This is a genomic window from Billgrantia ethanolica (genome assembly GCF_021404305.1).
GTDB lineage: Bacteria > Pseudomonadota > Gammaproteobacteria > Pseudomonadales > Halomonadaceae > Halomonas > Halomonas ethanolica.
In genome coordinates this window covers 465,167-485,865 of sequence record NZ_JABFTX010000004.1, presented here as the reverse complement: position 1 = coordinate 485,865, position 20,699 = coordinate 465,167, and the positions used below count along the sequence as shown (strand labels likewise).

Here is a 20,699-nt window from a genome sequence, read left to right as displayed (position 1 = left end):
TTCAGCGACGAATGCCCAGGGCCTCGCGCTGGTGCTCGAAGAGCTGGGCGCCGGCGTTCTCGGCCAGTTCCAGCATGGCGTTGAGCTGCTCGCGGGAGAACACCCCCGCCTCGGCGGTGCCCTGCACCTCGATCAGCCCGCCCGACTCAGCCATCACCACGTTCATGTCGGTGTCGGCGCCGCTGTCCTCGGGGTAGTCGAGATCCACCACCGGCACACCCTTGAACAAGCCCACCGAGACCGAACTGACCAGCTGCACGAAGGGGTCACCCTTGATCAGCTTCTTGCGCTGCAAATAGCGGATGGCATCCACCAGCGCCACGCAGCCGCCGGTGATCGAGGCGGTGCGGGTGCCGCCATCGGCCTGGATCACGTCGCAGTCCACGGTGATGGTGAATTCTCCCAGCTTCTTGAGATTGACCGACGCCCGCAGCGAGCGGCCGATCAGACGCTGGATCTCCAGCGTGCGCCCGCCCTGCTTGCCGCGGGCCGCCTCGCGGCCGCCGCGGGTGTGGGTGGCGCGCGGCAGCATGCCGTACTCGGCGGTGACCCAGCCCTGCCCCTTGCCGCGCAGCCAGCGCGGCACGCCGGCCTCGACGCTGGCGTTGCACAGCACCTTGGTGTCGCCGAACTCCACCAGCACCGAACCCTCGGCGTGGCGGGTGAAATCGCGGGTCAGGCGAATCTCGCGGGGCTGGTCGGGGCGCCGTCCGCTGGGGCGTTTCAGGTCGGAAGCCATGTTACCTCTCGAATCGATACGAACTGAGTGACGCCGGGCCGGGCGGGACGCCCTGGGCATCGGTGTCGAATGGCTGGCCATTCTACACGGTCGGGGCGGGTAATCGGTTAAACTCCTCGTCTCACATCCCGTCCGTGCTGCCGAAGTGCCGACGACCGAACAAGGAGTTCCCATGGTTGACCAAAGCAAGGTTCACAGCATGACCGCCTTTGCCCGCCAGAGCCGTGAGGACGACTGGGGCAGCCTGCAGCTGGAGCTGCGCTCGGTGAATCAGCGCTACCTGGAACCCTTCTTCCGGCTGCCCGAGGCCCTGCGCGATCTGGAGCCCGCCTTCCGCGAGGCGCTGCGCACGCGCCTGGCCCGCGGCAAGGTGGAGTGTCACCTGCGCTTCGAACCCACCGACATCAGCGAGACCCTGGCGGTCAATCACACCCGCCTGGTGGCCCTGGCCGCAGCGCTGGGCGAAATTCGCGAAGCGCTGCCCCAGGTCGCCATGCCCGACGCCCTCTCGCTGCTGGAGCACCCCGGCGTGCTCGACGCCCAGGGCATCGACCTGGATCTGGTGAAGGCGGAAGCCACGGCGCTGTTCGAAGCCGCCCTCGACGAGCTGATCGAGGCCCGCGCCCGCGAGGGCGACAAGCTCGCCGTGATGATCCGTGAGCGCCTGAGCGGCGTGCGCGAGCAGGTTGCCGAGGTGCGCCGCCTGATGCCGACCATCCTCGAGCGTCAGCGCACCCAGCTGCTGGAGCGTCTGGAAACGGTCAAGGCGGAGCTCGACCCCCAGCGCCTGGAAGCCGAACTGGTGCTGCTGGCCCAGAAGGCCGACGTGGACGAGGAGCTCGACCGGCTCGAGGCCCACGTCAGCGAAGTGGAGCGCCAGCTCGGCCAGAAGGGCCCCAAGGGGCGCCGCCTCGACTTCCTGATGCAGGAGCTCAACCGCGAGGCCAATACCCTCTCCTCCAAGTCGGCGGTGGCCAGCACCACCCGCTGCGCGGTGGAGCTCAAGGTGCTGATCGAGCAGATGCGCGAGCAGATCCAGAATATCGAGTGACACGACCATGAAGGCGAACCGGGCAGTGCCTTGTCGAAGGCATCCATCCCGCGTCATGGGGTGGCTACGACGGCTGGCACTGGCCGTCTGCCTCGCGGTGCCCCTGCCGGGCTGGGGACAGACTGTGGTCGAGGGGCCCGAGGGGGCCAGAGACGTCATCGTCGTCGGTGGCGATCACTACCACCCGCCCTACGAGTTTCTCGACGACGACGGCGAGCCGGCCGGCTACAACGTGGAGCTGACCCAGGCCATCGCCGAGGTGATGGGCATCGAGGTGCACATCGAGCTCAAGCCGTGGAGCGAGGTGCGTCGGGGGCTGGAGCAGGGGGAGATCGACATTCTCCAGGGCATGTCGTTCTCCGAGGCGCGCACCGAACAGTTCGATTTCGCCCCGCCCCACGCCATCGTCCACCAGTCGATCTTCGCCCGCCGCGGCGACCCGGTGGTCGAGGTCGAGGAGCTGCGCGGCAAGGAGGTGCTGGTCCAGCGCGGCGACATCATGCACGACTACCTGATCGAACATGACATCGGCGCCGTGGTGATCCCCGTGGACACCCACGCCGATGCGCTGCGGGCGCTGGCCGCCGGCCAGCACGACTACGCCCTGGTTGCCAACCTGCCGGCGCTCTACCTCAGCCGCGAGCTGGGCCTGACCAACCTGGTGCCGGTGGCGCGGCCCTTTTCGCTGCGCTACGGCTACGCGGTGCGCCAGGGCGACGCCAACCTGCTGGCCAAGTTCAGCGAGGGGCTGGCCATCCTCAAGAACACCGGCCGCCACCAGGCGATCTACGACCGCTGGCTGGGGCCATTGGAGGGCGGCGAGGGCTTCCCCTGGCACCGGGTCGGCCAGGTCGGCGCGGCGCTCTCGGCGCTGCTGCTGCTGATCCTGGGTGTCATCGTGATCTGGAACCGCCTGCTCAAGCGTGAGGTGGCGGCGCGCACCGAGGAGCTGCAGCTGCACCAGCAGCAGTTGATCCAGGCCGACAAGATGGCGTCGCTCGGCGTGCTGGTCTCGGGGGTGGCCCACGAGATCAACAACCCCAGCAGCCTGCTGCTGCTGAACCTGCCGGTGCTGCGCGACGCCTGGGCCGACGCCGAGCCGATCCTCGAAGCGCACTACCGCCGCCACGGCGACTTCCCGTTCGGCGGGCTGCCCTATTCGCGCATGCGCGAGGAGATCCCCGGCATGATCGACGACATGCAGGAGGGCACCCGGCGCATCAAGCGCATCGTCGGCGACCTCAAGGATTTCGCCCGCCAGGGCGGCAGCGCTCAGGCCGAGCTCTTCGATCTCAACGAGGTGGTGGCCACCGCCGTGCGCCTGGTGGACAATTCGATCCGCAAGGCGACCGGCCGCTTCGAGGCCCACTATGCCGACGACCTGCCGCCGCTGGTCGGCAACGCTCAGCGCATCGAGCAGGTGGTGATCAACCTGGTGCTGAACGCCTGTCAGGCGCTGGAGAACCCTGCCCAGGGCATCCGCCTGACGACGCGTCACGAGCGCAGCGAGGGCCGGGTGCTGGTGGAGGTGTGCGACGAGGGGTGCGGCATCGCCCCCGAGGACATGCACCGGCTGACGGACCCCTTCTTCACCACCCGCCGCGAGTGCGGCGGCACCGGGCTGGGCCTCTCCGTCTCCGCCAGTATCGTCAGCGAGCATCAGGGCGGCCTGACCTTTGACTCCCGGCCCGGCCACGGTACCCGGGCCGTGCTGTCGCTGCCAACCAGGCCGGCCGATGCGACATCGACCAGCACGCCCCAGACCCGTGAGCAGGAGACAGACGCACCATGAGCACGCCCCTGACCACACCGCCCCTCTACCCCGCATTCGGCGTGCTGCTGGTCGACGACGAACCCTCCTTCCTGCGCAGCCTGAGCATCGCCCTGGAGCGCAGCGGGGGCATCAACCACATTCACCGCTGCCAGGACAGCCGCGAGGTCATGGACATCCTGGCGCGGGAGAACATCGGCCTGGTAACCCTGGACCTGACCATGCCCCACCTGTCGGGCGAGGAGCTGCTGGCACGCATCGTCGAGGAGTATCCCGACATCGGCGTGATCGTCATCAGCGGCCTCAATCAGGTGGAAACCGCGGTCAACTGCATCAAGCTCGGGGCCTTCGACTACTTCGTCAAGACCGACGAGGAGAGCCGGCTCATCGAAGGCATCCGCCGCGCCATTCGCCTGCAGGAACTGAGCCAGGAGAACCAGGCGCTGCGTCGGCGCGTGCTCTGCGACACCCTGGAGCGGCCCGAGGCCTTCGCCCATATCGTCACCGCCGACAAGGCGATGCGCGCGGTCTTCCAGTATCTGGAGTCGGTGGCGCTGACCCGTCAGCCCATCCTGATCACCGGCGAGAGCGGCGTGGGCAAGGAACTGATCGCCCGGGCCGCCCATGCCCTTAGCGGCTGCAGCGGGCCGCTGGTGTGCGTCAACGTGGCCGGCCTCGACGACAACGTCTTCGCCGACACGCTGTTCGGTCACCAGCGTGGGGCCTTCACCGGCGCCGACCAGCCGCGGGCCGGCATGATCGAGCAGGCCGCGGGCGGCACCCTGCTACTCGACGAGATCGGCGATCTCAGCCCGGCCTCCCAGGTGAAGCTGTTGCGCCTGCTCCAGGAGGGCGAGTACTACCCGCTGGGCAGCGACCGGCCCAAGCGGCTGCAGGCCCGGGTGCTGGTGGCGACCCACCACGACCTGGCCGAGAAGCAGCGCACGGGCGCCTTCCGCAAGGACCTCTACTATCGCCTGCGCACGCATCAGGTACACATTCCGCCGCTGCGCCAGCGCAAGCAGGACATTCCTCTGCTGCTGGACCACTTCCTGACCGAAGCGGCCGAGGAGCTCGGCAAGCGCAAGCCGAGCCATCCCCCCGAGCTGGAGATCCTGCTCGGCGAGTACGCCTTTCCCGGCAACGTGCGCGAGCTGCGCGCCATGGTCTATGACGCCATGAGCCTGCACCGCAGCCACACGCTCTCCATGGAGTCGTTCAAGCGTGCCATCGGCCAGCCGGGAGCGGTGGTTCCCACGCACCAGCCCAGCCCAGGGCCCATGTTCGCTGCCGACGAGCCGCTGCCCACCCTGGAAGCGGTCGCCGAGGCGCTGGTGGAGGAGGCGCTGCGCCGCGCCGAAGGCAATCAGTCGATCGCCTCGCGCTGGCTGGGCATCTCGCAGCCTGCCTTGAGCAAGCGGCTGAAGAAGCGCCGCACGGAAGGGTCATAACCTGGGTTATAACGATAACTTGAGTTATAACTCTTTTTTGTCCTTCCAGTTCAATCAGTTAGCTTTATCGCTTAGCCCCTCTAGAACCTGGGTTATAGCGCTGACGATGGCGCAGAGCCTCACCCCTTGAATTTTTTCTCGCTGAATCAATAGGTTGCAGGAAAGCAGCGGGATGGCATGGAACTTGCGATGACAACCGGCCCGCTTACGGTGGGCCCAGTCGAAAAACATCCGCAAGAGGTTCCAGTTCCATGCCAAGAATAACGATACCCACCGCCACTCCCCGTTCCGTGCTGCCCCTCGTCGCGCCCGAGCGGAGGAACGCCTGATGCTCGATCTGATCAACGATCTGCTGTGGGGCAAGGTGCTCATCGCCCTGCTGATCGCCGTCGGCGTCGGCTTCACCCTGGGCTCGCGCTTCGTCCAGTTTCGCTATTTCGCCCGCATGTTCCGCATCCTCGGCGCCAGCCAGGCGTTCAAGCGTGACAAGCACGGCCACCTGAGCTCCTTCCAGGCGCTGCTGCTCTCCATTGCCGGCCGCGTCGGCGGCGGCAACATCGCCGGCGTGGCGGTGGCCATCACCCTCGGCGGCCCCGGGGCGATCTTCTGGATGTGGCTGGTCGGCCTGATGGGCATGGCCACCAGCTTCCTCGAGTGCACCCTGGCCCAGGCCTACAAGACGGCCCAGCCGGACGGCACCTACCGCGGCGGACCGGCCTACTACATTGCCCGCGGCCTCGGTAGCCGCTGGAAGTGGCTGGCCGCGCTCTACTCGGTGCTGCTGCTGGTCACCTTCGGTTTCGGCTTCACCGCGCTGCAGTCCTATGCCGTGGCCACCTCCTTCGACGACGCCTTCGGCATTCCGGTGCTCTATACCGGGATCGGCATGGCCGCGGTGGTCGGCCTGATCATCTTCGGCGGCATCAAGCGCATCGCTCGGGTGACCGAGGTGCTGGTGCCGGTCATGGCGGTGGGCTACCTGCTGATCGCCTTCGTGGTACTGGGCATGAACCTGCCGCGCATCCCCGAGGTCTTCCTGCTGATCGTCAACAGCGCCTTCGGCCTGGAGCCGGCAGTGGGTGGCGGTATCGGCGCCGCCATCATGATGGGGGTCAAGCGCGGTCTGTTCTCCAACGAGGCGGGCCTGGGCAGCGCGCCCAACGTCGCCGCGGTGGCCTATGTGCCGCACCCGGCGAACCAGGGGGTCGTGCAGGCCTTCTCGGTGTTCATCGACACCCTGATCATCTGCTCGGCCACCGCCTTCATCATCCTGCTCAGCGGCGCCTACGACCCGGCCAGCGGTGCCGATATCGGCGGCGTGGCGCTGACCCAGGTCTCGCTGGCCGACCACGTGGGCGAATGGGGCCGCAGCTTCGTCAGCGTGGCGCTGCTGCTGTTCGGCTTCAGCACCATTCTCTACAACTACTACCTGGGCGAGAACAGCCTCAACTACTTCAGCGATGGCAACGTCACGCTGTTCAACCTGTTCCGCATCGCGATCGTCGCGCTTTGCGCCTGGGGCGCGCTGACCGACCTGGGCACGGTGTTCGCCTTCGCCGACGTGACCATGGGCTTCCTGGCGCTGGCCAACCTCATCGCCCTGCTCATGCTGTTCAAGCCTGGGCTGCGCCTGATGCGCGACTTCGACGAGCAGATCCGCGCCGGCATTCGCCACCCCGTGTTCGATGCCCAGAAGTTCGCCGACCTCGACATCGATCCCGCCGCCTGGGAGATCGAGCCCGAGGACATCGAGCGCCTCAAGCGTTACGGCGCAGCGGCACCGACCGCCGGCCAGCCGGCGAAGTAGCGGTGCGACACCCCCTGTCACGGCCTGCGGCCGGCCCCGATGCTTCGGGGCCGGCCGTTGGGGCTCAGAGCGTGCGAACCCTGCCGGAAAGGGCAGACATGCAGGCCTGGCTGGAGAGCATCCATGCCCGGGCCCGCTCCCGGCTCGGCAGCGGCCGGGTTGCCAGCTACATCCCGGCGCTGGCCGAGCAGGACCCGGAACGGCTCGGCATCGCCGTGTGCACCAACGACGGCACGCTGTATGCCGCCGGGGACGCCGAGACGCCCTTCTCGATCCAGAGCATCGCCAAGGTGCTGCTGCTCACCCTCGCCCTGCGCGTGCACGGCGAAGCGCTGTGGCAGAGGGTCGGGCTCAATCCGTCGGGCATGTCCTTCAATTCGCTGGCCCAGCTCGAGGCCGAGCGAGGCAAGCCGCGCAACCCCTTCATCAATGCCGGCGCCATCGTGGTCACGGATCGCCTGGTCAGCGCCTTTGCCACCCCGGACAAGCACCTGCAGGACGTGGCCCGGCGGCTGGCGGGCAACGCCAGGATCCTGATCGACGACGAGGTGCTGGACTCCGAGTGGCAGCACCGCTCGCGCAATGCCGCCATGGCCTACCTGATGAAGGCCTTCGGCAACCTGGACAACGACGTCGACGAGGTGCTGCGCACCTACTTCTCCTGCTGTGCGCTGGCCATGAGCTGCACCGACCTGGCCGTGGCCATGAACTTCCTGGCGGCCGACGGCGAGGCCCGCGCCATGGGCGAGCGCTTCGTCTCGCCGGGACTGACGCGCCGCATCAATGCGATCATGGCGACCTGCGGCATGTACGACGCGGCGGGGGATTTCGCCTATCGCGTCGGGCTGCCGGCGAAGAGCGGCGTGGGTGGCGGCATCGTCGCCGTGGTGCCGGGACGGATGACGGTCTGCGCCTGGTCGCCGGCCCTCGACGACAACGGCAATTCCGTGGCCGCCCAGTACGCCCTGGAGCTGTTCGCCGAGGAGCTCGATCCGCCGGCGCACGGGTGAGGCAGCCGTCGCGCGACCGCCACGGGCCATGACGCACCCTTGGCCGGGCAGGTATACTATGTCGCTCGAATGCGCAGCCATGGCGCTCGCCCCCCTTCGCTTCCGGCGAACGGGGGCATTTGCGATCCGGAGCCCGATATGTCCCAAGGTACGCTTTTCATCGTTTCCGCGCCCTCCGGCGCCGGCAAGACCACGCTGGTACGCGAGCTGATCGAGAGCCTCGACGGCATCCAGGTCTCGGTGTCGCATACCACCCGGGGCCAGCGCCGTGGCGAGGTGGACGGCGTCAACTACCACTTCGTGACGGTGGACGAGTTCGAGGCGATGATCGCGCGGGGCGAGTTCTTCGAGTACGCCCGGGTGTTCGACAACTTCTACGGCACCTCGCGGCCGGCGGTGGAAGCCCTGCTCGAGGCCGGCCAGGACGTGATCCTCGAGATCGACTGGCAGGGCGCCCGCCAGGTCCGCGAACAGATGCCCGATGCGGTATCGGTCTTCATCCTGCCGCCTTCCCGCGACGAGCTGGAGCGGCGCCTGGCCAACCGCGGCACCGACGAGCACGCCACCATTGCCCGCCGCATGCGCGATGCGGTCAGCGAGATGTCGCACTACGACGAATACGACTACCTGGTGATCAACGACGACTTCACCACCGCCCTGCGCGAGCTGCAGTCGCTGGTGATCAGCCGGCGCCTGAGCCTGGCACGGGTGAAGGAGAGTCACGGCCCGCTGCTGGATGCGCTGTTGTCCTAGCGACAGCCGCCTGTCCTATCCGCGGAGCGCCTGTCCTGGCCCGCAGACGCTTGTCAGGGTAGCCGAACGTCGAGTAATCTAGTCTGTCCTGTTCCATTTCGGTCCTTCGGCCGCTGCCGTGGGCCCACCACAGTTTCCGGGAAGTACCCTAATATGGCGCGTGTCACCGTCGAAGATTGTCTGGAAAACGTCGAAAACCGCTTCAAGCTGGTGATGATCTCCACCCAGCGCGCTCGCCAGCTGTCGCGCGGCTCGCGCGATGCCCAGCTGCCCTGGGAGAACGACAAGCCCACCGTGATGGCGCTGCGCGAGATCGCCGCCGGGCTCGTCGACCATACCGTGCTGGACGAGCCGATCGAGGCGCCGGTGAGGATTCGCCGCGAGGGCGAGCCGGGTATCGCTCTCGAGGAGTAAGGCTGTCACTCAAGGCGCGCTAATGTTCACCATCGACGACCTGGCCGACAGACTCGGCGGCTATCTTCCTCCCGACGAGATCCAGCAGGTCAAGCGCGCCTTCTACTATGCCGAGCAGGCCCACGACGGCCAGCGCCGGCGCTCCGGCGAACCCTACGTCACCCATCCGCTGGCGGTGGCCAACATCCTCGCCAACATGCACATGGACCATCAGAGCCTGATGTCGGCCATGCTGCACGACGTGATCGAGGACACCGGGGTTTCCAAGGAGGCTCTCGCCGAGCAGTTCGGCAAGCCGGTGGCGGAGCTGGTCGACGGCGTCTCGAAGCTGACCCAGATCACCTTCGAGGACAAGGCCGTCGCCCAGGCCGAGAACTTCCAGAAGATGGTGCTGGCGATGTCCAAGGACATCCGCGTCATCATCGTCAAGCTCGCCGACCGCCTGCACAACATGCGCACCCTGGGTGCCCTGCGCCCGGAGAAGAAGCGCCGCATCGCCCGCGAGACGCTGGAGATCTACGCCCGCATCGCCAGCCGCCTGGGTATCAACACCATCCGCGTGGAGCTCGAGGACCTCTCGTTCCAGGCGCTGCACCCGATGCGCGCCGAGCGCATCAAGCGCGCCGTCTCCAGCGCCCGCGGCCATCGCCGTTCGGCGATCCGCCAGATCCAGAGCACGCTGCAGAAGAGCCTCGACGACGAAGGGCTGGCCGGCACCGTGGTGGGCCGCCAGAAGCACCTGCTGTCGATCTACAAGAAGATGCGCGACCAGCGCAAGCCGTTCGCCGAGATCATGGACGTGTTCGGCTTTCGCATCATCACCGAGGACGTCGACAGCTGCTACCGGATCCTCGGCGTGGTGCACAACCTCTACAAGCCGGTGCCGGGTCGCTTCAAGGATTACATCGCCATCCCCAAGGCCAATGGCTACCAGAGCCTGCACACCACCCTGTTCGGCAGCGGCGGCATGCCCATCGAGGTGCAGATCCGCACCCGCGAGATGGAGGCCATGGCCAACAACGGCATCGCCGCCCACTGGCTCTACAAGGCGGGCCAGACAGACCACCCCATTGCCGAGGGCAGCCACGCCCGAGCCCGGGAGTGGGTCAAGGGGCTGCTCGAGATGCAGCGCCACGCCGGCGACTCGCTGGAGTTCATCGAACACGTCAAGAACGACCTGTTCCCCGACGATATCTACGTGTTCACGCCCCGCGGCGACATCATGGAGCTGCCCCAGGGCGCCACGGTGATCGACTTCGCCTACGCCGTGCACACCGATATCGGCAACAGCTGCATCGCCTGCCGTATCGACCGCCACCTGGCGCCGCTCTCGACCCGCCTGGAGAGCGGTCAGACGCTGGAGATCATCACCGCCCCGGGGGCGCGTCCCAACCTGGCCTGGCTCAACTTCGTGGTCACCGCCAAGGCGCGCTCGGCGATCCGTCACGCCCTCAAGCATCAGCAGCAGACCGAGGCGGTTCAGCTCGGCCGACGGCTGCTCAACAAGGCCCTGGCGGATTTCGAGACCAGCCTGGAGGAGCTGCCGGAGAGCGTACTGCCTGAGCTGCTGACGGAGCTGTCGCTCAAGGACGAGGAGAGCCTGCTGGAGTCGATCGGTCTCGGCACCCGAGTGGCCCACGTGGTGGCCCGGCGCCTGGTCGATCTGCTGCGCGGCGACATGGCCGAGGCCGGCGAGCGCGGGTTGGCCGCCCAGGGCCCCATCGTCATCAGCGGCGGCGAGGGCATGGTGATCAAGTTCGCCCGCTGCTGCCACCCGCTGCCCGGCGATCCGGTGGTGGGCCATCTGTCGGTGGGCAAGGGCATCGTGGTGCACCGCACCGAGTGCCGCAATCTCGACGAATTGAAGAGCGACCCGGACAAGCTGTTCGCCCTGGAGTGGTCCGAGGAGATCAGCGAGGACTTCCCGGTGGCCCTGCGCATCGAGATCGAGAGCCGCCGCGGGCTGGTGGCCGAGCTCGCCAGCCTGGTCACCGACGCCGACGCCAACATCGAGCGCATCGGCATCGAGGAGCGCGACGCCCGGCTCTCCATCGTGCACCTGACCCTGGCAGTACGCGACCGCGTGCACCTGGCCCGCATCATCAAACGCATTCGCAACCTGTCCCACGTCGGCAAGATCACCCGCGTCGGCAATTGAACCCGTTTCGGCCCGTTCGCCGCCGGCGCGGCGAACGGGCTTTTCATTGACCCTTGCCATGCAGTACATGGACACCAAGAGGAGCGCATCATGAGCAACAAGGCCGTGATCAATACCGATAAGGCCCCCGCCGCCATCGGCCCCTACTCCCAGGCCATCAAGGCCGGCAACACCGTCTATCTGTCCGGTCAGATTCCCCTCGACCCGGCCACCATGGAGCTCATCTCCGACGACTTCGAAGCCCAGGCCCGCCAGGTCTTCATCAACCTCAAGGCCGTGTGCGAAGAGGCCGCCGGCTCGCTGGGCGAGATCGTCAAGCTCAACCTCTACCTGGTCGACCTGGGCAATTTCGCGGTGGTCAACAAGGTGATGGAGGAGTTCTTCGACAAGCCCTACCCCGCCCGTGCCGCGGTGGGCGTCAAGGCGCTGCCCAAGGGGGCGCAGTTCGAAGCGGAAGCCGTGATGGTGATTGGTGATTAAAGAGCCGTGCGGCTCTTCCTGGCACTGAATCCGCCGCCCGAGCTGCGCGAGCGGCTCGGCGCGCTGGCGGATATCGCTCATGCCCGCTGCGGCGGAAGGCGCATGCCCGACCCTAGCCTGCACCTGACGCTGGCCTTTCTCGGCGAGGTGCAGGAGGCCAAGGCCGCCGAGCTCGTCGAGTGGGTCCAGGGCCTGGCCATCGAACCCGGCGAGTGGCGCCTCGACGGCTGGGGCTGCTTCCGGCGCCTCGGCATCATCTGGGTAGGCGGCCGGCACACCGACCACGGTCTGGCACGGCTGCAGGGCCGGCTGTGGGACGAACTCGAAGCACGCGGGTTCGGCAAGCGTCCCGCCAGCTTCACGCCCCACGTCACCCTGCTGCGCCGTGCCGTCTCGCTCGAGGTGAGCGGGCTTCCCGCCGTCGACCTGACATGGTCTTATGAACGCATGGCGCTGCTTCACTCGATCGTCGATCAGCGGGGCGCGCACTACCACTCTCTGGCCGCATCTCAGTGCTGATGCCGCAAGGATGAAGAGACGCCAGAGCAGCCAACATCCGATTGGCACACAAGAAAAGGGGAACACTGTGAAGCGCGGGAAGAACCTCGCCGCCGGACTGCTGGCCGGCCTGGCCCTGATCGGTAGCCCTGCCGGGCTGGCCGACCTCTATCTCGACGCCGGCATGACTAGCGAATCGGCCGCCGCCGCCCGTGTCGAGATCGATACGCGTCCCGAACTCGAATTCCTGCCGGCAGCGCTCAGCCTGCGTCTGGCCACCGGCCTGCTGCTGCTGCAGGGCCGCGAGGGCAACCACAACGCGGCGTGGCTGGCCACCCCGGCACTGCGTTGGACCTTTGGTGAAGAGCGCGGCGTGTTCATCGAAGGCGGCATCGGCGTGGCGCTGTTCCTCGAATCCCGCCACGAGTCGCGCGAGCTCGGCAGCGCCTTCCAGTTCCAGGATCGCCTGGCGTTGGGCGGGCCGCTGGGGCCCGGCGAGGTCGCCCTGAGCCTGACCCATTACTCGAACGGCGGCATCCGCTCGCCCAATCAGGGCTTCGAAGTGCTGGCCATGGGCTATCGCCTGCCGCTCTAGTTTAGAACCAGTCCAGCTCGATACCGCACAGCGCCGCGTGGATCAGTACGAGTCAGGGCTTGTCTCATGACACCTCTCATGACACCAACGCGGGCAGGGCGCCCGCGATGGCGAGCGGACTCAGACCGGCTCGGGTAGGAAGCCGCCCTCTTTCATGACCTGAGCATAGCCTTCCCGATAGCTGGGGTAGCGGAACACGTAGCCGGTCTCACGCAGGCGGGTATTGTCGCAGCGCTTGCTGGAGCGCTTGCGCAGCGGCGCCTGGATCACCTCGGTGGGTTCGACCTTGAGCTGGCCGGCCAGCCACGCCATGACCTCGTACAGCGGCTCCGGCGCACAGTCGCTGGCCAGATAGAGCTCCTCCAGCGACTCGCCTTGCGCGTCCAGGCCGATCAGGTGGGCCAGTACCCCGGCGCAGTCGTCGCGATGGATGCGGTTGGAGTACATGGGCGGAGTTGCCGGCGCAATGCGGCCCTCCAGCACCTGCCGAATCAGGCGATCGCGGCCCGGCCCATAGATGCCCGAGAAGCGCACCGTGGTACCCGGCAAGGGGCTCGCCCGCAGGGCCTGCTCGGCCTCGCGCATCAGCGCACCGGCAAAGCCCGCCGATTCGGCCTGGGTCTCCTCATCGACCAGCTCACCCTCCTTCTGGCCGTAGACACTGGTGGACGAAACGAAGAGCAGGCGTTTGGGGGCCGTGTCACGCCCTTCATAGACCTGCAGCACGGCCTTGAGGCCATCGAGATAGGCGGCGCGGTAGGCGGCCTCGTCGAAGCGATCGGCGCTGAGGATATAGACCACGTAGTCGGCGTCGGGCAGCGCGGCCAGGGCCTCTTCGTCGTTCAGGTCGAGCGGTAGCGGTTCGATACCGCTACCCTCCAACGGTGCGACGCTGCGCCGGGCTCCGATCACGCGATGCCCTGCCGCCAGCAGTTCCCTGCCCAGCACCATTCCGATGTCGCCGCAGCCTAGAATCAGTGTGGTTTTCTTCACCTTTCTCTCGCCCCCTGATAAAAAGTCCCTATTGAAAGTCATCTATCGTCCGAGAGGATGCCCACAGGGCACCAGTCATGACTCTAACAGAACTTCGGTACATCGTAACCTTGGCGCAAGAGCGTCACTTCGGCAGAGCGGCCGAGCGCTGCTTCGTTTCTCAACCCACGCTGTCGGTGGCGGTCAAGAAACTCGAGGAGGAACTTGGCGTGGCGCTGTTCGAGCGCTCCAAGTCCACCGTGCAGGTCACGCCGCTGGGCGAGAAGATCGTCGAACAGGCCCAGCGCGTCCTGGAGCAGAGCAGCGTGATCAAGGAGCTGGCCAATGCCGGCAAGGATCAGCTGGCGAGCCCGCTGCGCATCGGTGCCATCTACACCATCGGCCCCTACCTGTTCCCGCACCTGGTACCGGCCCTGACCCGCAGCGCCCCGCAGATGCCGCTCTACATCGAGGAGGGCTTCACCGCCAGCCTGCGGCGCAAGCTGCGCAGCGGTGAGCTCGATGCAATCATCATCGCGCTGCCGTTCACCGAAACCGACGTGGTGACCAAGCCCCTCTACGAAGAGGAGTTCGAGGTACTGATCCCGGCCGATCACCCCTGGAGCCAGCGCGAGTTCATCGAGAAGGAGGACCTGCTCAAGGAGCGTCTGCTGCTGCTGGGCGAAGGTCACTGCTTCCGCGATCAGATTCTCGAGGCCTGCCCCGCCATCAGCCAGCAGCTCAACAGCCCCAGCAACACCCTGACCGCCGAAGGCGGCTCGCTGGAGACGATCCGTCACATGGTCGCCTCGAAGCTGGGCATCACCGTGCTGCCGCGCTCGGCCATCGGCACCGGCCACTACGAAAGCGGGCTGCTCACCAGCCGGCCGTTCAAGTCGCCGGCGCCATCGCGCACCGTGGCGATCGCCTGGCGCGCCAGCTTTCCGCGTCCCAAGGCCATCGACGCGGTGACCGACGCCATCCAGCTGTGTCACGAGGCGCTCCCCGAGCCCGCATGAGCGCCGACGTCAATGCGCTGGATGCGCCAGTCACCTCCCTGAAGGGCGTCGGGGAAGCGGTAGCGGTCAAGCTGGCCCGCCTGCGCATCGAGAGCGTGGCCGACCTGCTGTTTCATCTGCCGCTGCGCTATCAGGACCGTACCCGCATCACGCCGATCGGCACGCTGAGAGCAGGGCACGAAGCGGTGGTGGAGGGAGAGGTGTCGGCCAGCGATGTGGTGAAAGGCCGCCGCCGCAGCCTGCTGGTGCGACTGCGCGACGGCTCAGGCATCATCAGCCTGCGCTTCTTCCACTTCTCACCGGCGCAGCAGCAACAGTTCCGCCCCGGCACCCGGGTGCGCTGCTTCGGCGAGGCGCGCGCCGGCGCCACCGGACTTGAGATCTATCATCCCGAATATCGCCTGCTCAGCGCCGACGCCCCGCCGGTGGAAGATCATCTGACACCGATCTACCCCACCACCGAAGGGCTCAATCAGGCGCGTCTGCGCTCACTGATCGAGCAGGCGCTGGCCCGCCTGGACGAGGCCCCCGAGGCGCTGCCCGACTGGATCGGCGAAGATTTGCGCACCCGCTTCGGTCTGCCCGAGTTGCGTCACTGCCTGCAGATGCTGCATCAGCCGCCACCCGATGCCGACCCCGAACGCCTCTCCAGCGGCAAGCACCCGGCCACGCGGCGCCTGGCCCTGGAGGAGCTGCTGGCCCATCGCCTGAGCCTGCAGCAGGTGCGTCTGAAGATTCAGGAGGATGGCGCCCCGGCGCTGCCCAGCGGGCGCAGCCTGCAGGCGCGCTTTCTGACCCATCTCCCCTTCTCGCTGACCGGCGCCCAGCGTCGCGTGCTCGACGAGATCGGCGCGGATCTGGCCCGCGAGGTGCCCATGCTGCGGCTGGTGCAGGGCGACGTCGGTTCGGGCAAGACAGTAGTGGCCGCCATGGCGGCGCTGGCGGCGATTGCCGGCGACTGCCAGGCGGCCATGATGGCGCCCACCGAGATCCTGGCCGAACAGCACTACCGCACCCTCAAGGCGTGGTTCACGCCGCTCGGCATCGAGGTGGCGTGGCTGGCTGGCAAGCTCAAGGGCAAGACGCGACTCGACACCAAGGCCGCCATCCTCGACGGCCGCGCGCAGATGGTGGTGGGTACCCACGCGCTGTTCCAAGGCGACGTGCACTTCCAGCGCCTGGGCCTGGCCATCGTCGACGAGCAGCACCGCTTCGGCGTGCACCAGCGCCTGGCGCTGCGCGAGAAGGGCGAGGCCGGCGGGCTGACGCCGCACCAGCTGGTGATGACCGCCACGCCGATTCCGCGCACCCTGGCGATGAGCGCCTACGCCGACCTCGACGTCTCGATCATCGACGAACTGCCCCCCGGGCGCACCCCGGTGAAGACGGTGGTGGTGCCCGACGAACGCCGCCCCGAAGTGGTGGCGCGTATTCGTCACGCCTGCGCCGAGGGGCGCCAGGCCTATTGGGTCTGCACTTTGATCGAGGAGTCGGACGCGCTGCAGTGTCAGGCCGCCGAGGCGACCCGCGACGAACTCACCGAGGCGCTGCCGGAGCTGGCCATCGGCCTGGTCCACGGGCGCATGAAGCCGACCGAGAAGGCGGCAGTGATGGATGCCTTCAAGAGCGGCGAACTCGACCTGCTGGTGGCCACCACGGTGATAGAAGTCGGCGTCGACGTGCCCAATGCCAGCCTGATGATCATCGAGAACCCGGAGCGCCTGGGGCTGTCGCAGCTGCACCAGCTGCGCGGGAGGGTCGGCCGCGGCTCCAGCGAGAGCTTCTGCGTGCTGCTCTACCATGGGCCACTGTCGGCCCACTCGCGGGAGCGCCTGGCGGTGATGCGCGAGACCACCGACGGCTTTCGCATCGCCGAGAAGGACCTGGAGCTGCGCGGCCCCGGCGAGGTGCTCGGAACCCGCCAGACGGGCCTCGCCCAGATGAAGATCGCCGACCTGGAGCGCGACGCCGACCTGCTCGAACGGGTCGCGCCGCTGGCCGAGGCCCTGCTGGCCCGCCATCCCGAGGCAAGCCGGCCGCTGATTCGTCGCTGGCTGGGTGAGGAGGCCGGACGATACGGCCAGGTGTGAGCCGCTAAGGAAACGCTGCACAAATGTCTGCGCGGGCAAATCGCTACGTTGCGCGGTGCTCGGAATCCTCACATATACCCCATATGCTCCGGTTCCTCTGCTCCGTGCGCCTTGCGCTTCACTCCGCTCGCCAATTTGTTCAGCATTTCCCTAACCGGCGGCGTTCAGGGCCTCACGCTCAGGGCGCTCGCGCATCGCCACCAGCCGCTCGGCGGCTTCGCTCAGGGGCGTCAGCTGACGTGCGACCAGCAGTAGCTGACCATGCATGGGCCGGTTCTCCTGCTCCTCCTCTTCCGGCAATGGCCGCACCTCCTGCTCCAGACTTGTCAGCAGGGCTTCACGCTCTGCCTCCAGCTCCGCCAACGGCTGGCGCCGCTCGAGCCGCTCGGCCAGCGCGGCGAGGTACTCGGCAATACGTTCGCCGTTCGGCAGCAACTGCGCGTCGGCCTCTTCGGCATCGAGCCGATGGCGATGGGCGCCCAGCGCCGAGAGGTAGCCCAGCAGCGTATGCGAGTGCACCAGGAAGCGGAAGCCGTCGTCGGCGTCGCGCCGCCGGTAGTGCTCCGGCTCCTGCAGCATGTTGGCCAACATCGTCGACAGCGCCGCATCGGCATTGTGGGCGTTGCGCCGCGCCAGGCGGTAAGCCAGGTCGTCCTGCTTGCCGCTGGCGTATTGGTGCAGGATCTCCTCCAGGTAGCGCCGGCTCGCCTGTAGCGCCGCGGCAGCCTGGCGATGCAGGCGCCGGCCCTGCCAGTCGGGCAGGATCAGGAACACCGCGGCGCCGGCGATCGTGGCGCCGATCAGCGTATCGAACAGCCGCGGCCAGATCAGGTCGAAGCCGTCTCCCACCTGATTGAAGCTGCACAGCACCAGCAGCGTGATCGCCGCGGTGGCGATCACGTAGTGCCTCTCCCGCGTGGCGAAGAAGGTCACCCCGGCGGCCACCGCGATCAAGGTCTGCAGCAGGGGGCTCGGGAACAGCGTGATCGAGACCCAGCCCGCCACCAGGCCCAGCACGGTGCCGACGATACGCTGGGACAGGAAACGTCGGGTGGCGGCGAAATTGGGGCGGCACACGAACAGCGTGGTGAGCAGGATCCAGAAACCCTGCGTCGGATGGATCAGGTGCAGTACCCCGTAGCCGGCCAGCAGCGCCACGGCCAGCCGCAGCCCGTGGCGGAAGGTGGGTGAGGCCACCGTCAGATTGAGCCGGATACGCTCCCAGGCATCCTTCACGCTGCCGGGCGAACGGTCGAACAGGCTGGTGTCGCCGGGGCTCGAGTCGCTGTCGGGATTGTGCGCCAGGACCAGCTGACTCTCGAGACTGGCCAGGTTGTCGGCCAGGGCGTTGAGCGGCGGCATTAGCTCGCGCCACGCGGGGTTGCGCATGCCTTTGAGATGATCGATGGAGGCGCGCAGATCGGCCAGCGCCTGCTCGCTCTGATCGTGCTCGAAAGGCTGATTGAGCAGCAGCGCCTTGGCCAGCCGCCGGCACGCCCGACCCTGCTGGTCGAGCAGGCGCTGGCAGCGAAACAGCACGTCGTAATGGAAGAAGGCCTCGGTCAGCCGCGCGTAGGGGTAGTGCGAGGAGCTGGCCCGTTCGTGGATGTCCTGGGCGATGAAGTAGATGCGCAGGTAGCGGTTGAGCTTGCCCTCGCCGCGCTGCCCCTCGAGGCGACGGAAGATCGTCTCCTTGGCCAGGTTCAGCGCCTCCACCACCCGGCCGTTCTGTCGCGCCAGGGCCAGACGACGCGCCTCGACGTCGACACCGCGCAGCGGCTCGAACAGCTTGGCCTTGAGGATCAGGTAACGGGCCAGCTCACGGTAGAGCCTGGCCATGCTCTGCTTGACCGGCTGACGCGAGAACAGCGCGCACCACACCACCGAGATCGCCCCGTACCAGGCCGCCCCGGAGAGAATCAGCAGCATCTGACTCCAGTCGCCCGCCTGGGGCACGCCGCCGTGGTGCTCGATGTTGATCATGGTGTAGATCGACAGGATCAGCGTGCCCGACGCGATGGTGGCGTAGCGCTGCCCCACGGCGCCCAGCATCACCAGCACTAAGGTCGCGAGCCCCAGCCCCAGCGCGAACAGCCACGGCCAGGGAAACAGCCAGCGCACGATGAGCGAGGCGGTAGCGAAGCAGATCAGCGTGACCACCAGCGCCTGCAGACGGCCCTGCCAGCTGTCGTCGGTCTCCGACAGGGCGCTGGCGATGATGCCGAGGAACAGCGGGATCACCAGCCCGATGTCGGCCAAGGCCCAACTGAGCAGCAGCGCCCCGCTGAACGCGAGAAAGACCCGCAGGCTGTAGGCGAACTTGTCCAGCGTCCACAGACGCCGCAGCGACAGGGAGAGGGTGGTCGGCATGTGTTCGGCTTATGGTGGAATGGCCATCATCATGTTACTCGACGCTAGACTTTCGTATAAAGCCAAACCTTCCTTAGGCACACAGCAGCCCGCCCCAGCAGCACTGGTACGCGCGTAACAAAAAGCAGAACACCGGCAGCCTATCATTGGAACACCCACCTTTCGATACTCGGAGGGGTCCCATAACACGACAAGGACAACCCAATGGACATGAAGCTGCTGCTCAACTGGCGCCTGCACCTGACGGTGATACTGGCGTCCCTGCTCGCCGAGTGGATCGGCATTCTGCGTATTCCTCTCGGCCCCGGCACGCTGCTGCTGCTGCCGCTGTTCTACGCCTTCATCATCGGCGTACTGCTCAATCCGCACCTGTTCTCGGGCATGCAGCGGATCATTCCCAAGCCGGTAAGCAATGCCGCCGGACCGCTGATCATGATCTCGATCCTGCCCTTCATCGCCAAGTTCGGCTCCACCATCGGGCCAGCCATCGAACAGATCATCGCCGCCGGGCCGGCACTGATCCTGCAGGAGCTGGGCAATCTCGGCACCATGCTGCTGGCGCTGCCCTTCGCCGTGCTGGTGCTGCGCATGGGCCGCGAGGCCATCGGCGCCACCTACTCCATCGCCCGCGAGCCCAACATCGCCATCATCTCGGACAAGTACGGCCTGAGAAGCCCCGAGGGCATCGGCATCATGGGCGTCTATGTGGTGGGCACCATGTTCGGTACCCTCTACTTCGCGCTCATGGCCGGCTATCTCGCCTCGCTGGATATCCTCGACATTCGTGCCCTGGCCATGGCCTGCGGCGTAGGCAGCGGCAGCATGGTGGCCGCCTGCTCGGGTGCCCTGGCCGAAGCCGCTCCACATCTGCGCGACGAGCTACTGGCCTTCTCCGGCGCCAGCAACCTGTTGACCTACGCCACCGGTCTCTACGTTTCCCTGTTCATCGCCCTGCCCACGGCCGAGTGGCTCTACAAGCGCCTCGGCGGCGCCAAGCTCAAGGAGGCTCGCAATGAAACCCTCTGATACCACTGCACCCAATACCGGTTTCGACGCGTCCGCCCTCCAGGAGCTGCGCCCCGAGCAGCAGCTCGGCAAAACCGCCCTGCTGCTGGCCGTGGTGTGCGTCGCCGCCTGGATCGCCAACATCGTGCATGGCGCCCCGCTGCACCAGGCGCTGCCCGGCATGGTGCTGCTCTACGTCATGGTCATGATCGGCCTGCTCATCGGCCGCTTCGCGCCGTTCTACCTGCCCAGCGTGGCCTGGGTCTCGCTGATCAGCATCGTCATGACGCTGCCCTTCTTTCCCGGCAGCGGCTGGATCGTCGGCCAGCTCGCCCACGTGAACTTCCTCGCCGTGGTGACCCCGGTGCTGGCCTATGCCGGCCTGGCGCTGACCGGGCGCGAGTTCACCATGTTCCGCCAGACCGGCTGGAAACTGGTGATCGTCTCGCTGCTGGTCTTCACCGGCACCTTCGTCGCTTCGGCGTTCATTGCCCATCTGGTTATCTGAGGAGCCGC

At 67.1% G+C, this 20,699-nt stretch carries 18 protein-coding genes; 15 read left to right on the top strand and 3 right to left on the bottom strand.

Annotation, left to right across the window (positions count from 1 at the left end; genetic code table 11):
* Position 1: 1 nt before the first annotated feature.
* A complete protein-coding gene (gene rph / locus HOP53_RS18825) occupies positions 2–739 on the bottom strand; it encodes a ribonuclease PH (RefSeq protein WP_010625891.1) in 738 nt (245 codons plus the stop codon).
* 172 nt (positions 740–911) lie between these two features.
* Between rph and HOP53_RS18820 the strand changes: the two genes are divergently transcribed.
* From HOP53_RS18820 to HOP53_RS18770, 11 genes are all read left to right on the top strand, one after another.
* Entirely contained in the window at positions 912–1,790 is an 879-nt protein-coding gene (locus HOP53_RS18820) for a YicC/YloC family endoribonuclease (RefSeq protein WP_234271422.1), read from the top strand.
* A 55-nt stretch (positions 1,791–1,845) separates the two neighbouring features.
* A complete protein-coding gene (locus HOP53_RS18815; protein ID WP_234271421.1) occupies positions 1,846–3,582 on the top strand; it encodes a transporter substrate-binding domain-containing protein in 1,737 nt (578 codons plus the stop codon).
* The gene (locus HOP53_RS18810; protein WP_234271420.1) at positions 3,579–5,012 is read left to right on the top strand and encodes a sigma-54-dependent transcriptional regulator; all 1,434 of its coding nucleotides are present in this window, start codon (positions 3,579–3,581) and stop codon (positions 5,010–5,012) included. The genes HOP53_RS18815 and HOP53_RS18810 overlap by 4 nt, the downstream gene beginning before the upstream one ends.
* Before the next feature lie 328 nt (positions 5,013–5,340).
* On the top strand, positions 5,341–6,819 hold the full coding sequence (locus HOP53_RS18805) for an alanine/glycine:cation symporter family protein (protein WP_234271419.1): 1,479 nt from the start codon (positions 5,341–5,343) through the stop codon (positions 6,817–6,819).
* A 98-nt stretch (positions 6,820–6,917) separates the two neighbouring features.
* On the top strand, positions 6,918–7,829 hold the full coding sequence (gene glsB / locus HOP53_RS18800) for a glutaminase B (protein WP_234271418.1): 912 nt from the start codon (positions 6,918–6,920) through the stop codon (positions 7,827–7,829).
* A gap of 138 nt (positions 7,830–7,967) precedes the next feature.
* Positions 7,968–8,582, top strand: a complete 615-nt coding sequence (gene gmk, locus HOP53_RS18795) for a guanylate kinase (RefSeq protein WP_234271417.1) — start codon at positions 7,968–7,970, stop codon at positions 8,580–8,582.
* A gap of 153 nt (positions 8,583–8,735) precedes the next feature.
* Positions 8,736–8,996, top strand: a complete 261-nt coding sequence (gene rpoZ, locus HOP53_RS18790; protein ID WP_010625900.1) for a DNA-directed RNA polymerase subunit omega — start codon at positions 8,736–8,738, stop codon at positions 8,994–8,996.
* Positions 8,997–9,018: 22 nt separating this feature from the next.
* Positions 9,019–11,154, top strand: a complete 2,136-nt coding sequence (locus HOP53_RS18785; RefSeq protein WP_234239905.1) for a RelA/SpoT family protein — start codon at positions 9,019–9,021, stop codon at positions 11,152–11,154.
* 90 nt (positions 11,155–11,244) lie between these two features.
* Positions 11,245–11,634: a RidA family protein gene (locus HOP53_RS18780; protein WP_234271416.1), complete on the top strand. Its 390-nt coding sequence runs from the start codon at positions 11,245–11,247 to the stop codon at positions 11,632–11,634.
* 6 nt (positions 11,635–11,640) lie between these two features.
* The gene (gene thpR / locus HOP53_RS18775; protein ID WP_234271415.1) at positions 11,641–12,153 is read left to right on the top strand and encodes an RNA 2',3'-cyclic phosphodiesterase; all 513 of its coding nucleotides are present in this window, start codon (positions 11,641–11,643) and stop codon (positions 12,151–12,153) included.
* 67 nt (positions 12,154–12,220) lie between these two features.
* Positions 12,221–12,727 (top strand): acyloxyacyl hydrolase, encoded by a 507-nt coding sequence (locus tag HOP53_RS18770; RefSeq protein ID WP_234271414.1) that lies wholly within the window; start codon positions 12,221–12,223, stop codon positions 12,725–12,727.
* Positions 12,728–12,847: 120 nt separating this feature from the next.
* On the opposite strand, the gene HOP53_RS18765 is transcribed toward HOP53_RS18770, so the two are convergent.
* Positions 12,848–13,720 carry an NAD(P)H-binding protein gene (locus tag HOP53_RS18765; RefSeq protein WP_234271413.1) on the bottom strand — a complete coding sequence of 291 codons (873 nt, stop codon included), beginning with the start codon at positions 13,718–13,720 and terminating at the stop codon, positions 12,848–12,850.
* Positions 13,721–13,797: 77 nt separating this feature from the next.
* On the opposite strand from HOP53_RS18765, the gene HOP53_RS18760 reads away from it, so the two are divergent.
* Positions 13,798–14,718 (top strand): hydrogen peroxide-inducible genes activator, encoded by a 921-nt coding sequence (locus HOP53_RS18760; RefSeq protein ID WP_086509061.1) that lies wholly within the window; start codon positions 13,798–13,800, stop codon positions 14,716–14,718.
* The gene (recG, locus tag HOP53_RS18755) at positions 14,607–16,808 is read left to right on the top strand and encodes an ATP-dependent DNA helicase RecG (protein WP_338073311.1); all 2,202 of its coding nucleotides are present in this window, start codon (positions 14,607–14,609) and stop codon (positions 16,806–16,808) included. The genes HOP53_RS18760 and recG overlap by 112 nt, the downstream gene beginning before the upstream one ends.
* Before the next feature lie 150 nt (positions 16,809–16,958).
* Here recG and yccS read toward each other — a convergent pair whose 3' ends face one another.
* Complete coding sequence (gene yccS / locus HOP53_RS18750) at positions 16,959–19,178, bottom strand: YccS family putative transporter (RefSeq protein WP_234271412.1); 2,220 nt, start codon at positions 19,176–19,178, stop codon at positions 16,959–16,961.
* A gap of 204 nt (positions 19,179–19,382) precedes the next feature.
* Between yccS and HOP53_RS18745 the strand changes: the two genes are divergently transcribed.
* Together HOP53_RS18745 and HOP53_RS18740 are read left to right on the top strand one after the other, a co-directional pair.
* On the top strand, positions 19,383–20,204 hold the full coding sequence (locus HOP53_RS18745; protein ID WP_234271411.1) for a DUF3100 domain-containing protein: 822 nt from the start codon (positions 19,383–19,385) through the stop codon (positions 20,202–20,204).
* Positions 20,191–20,691 (top strand): hypothetical protein, encoded by a 501-nt coding sequence (locus HOP53_RS18740; protein ID WP_234271410.1) that lies wholly within the window; start codon positions 20,191–20,193, stop codon positions 20,689–20,691. Before HOP53_RS18745 ends, HOP53_RS18740 begins: the two co-directional genes overlap by 14 nt.
* Positions 20,692–20,699: the final 8 nt, after the last annotated feature.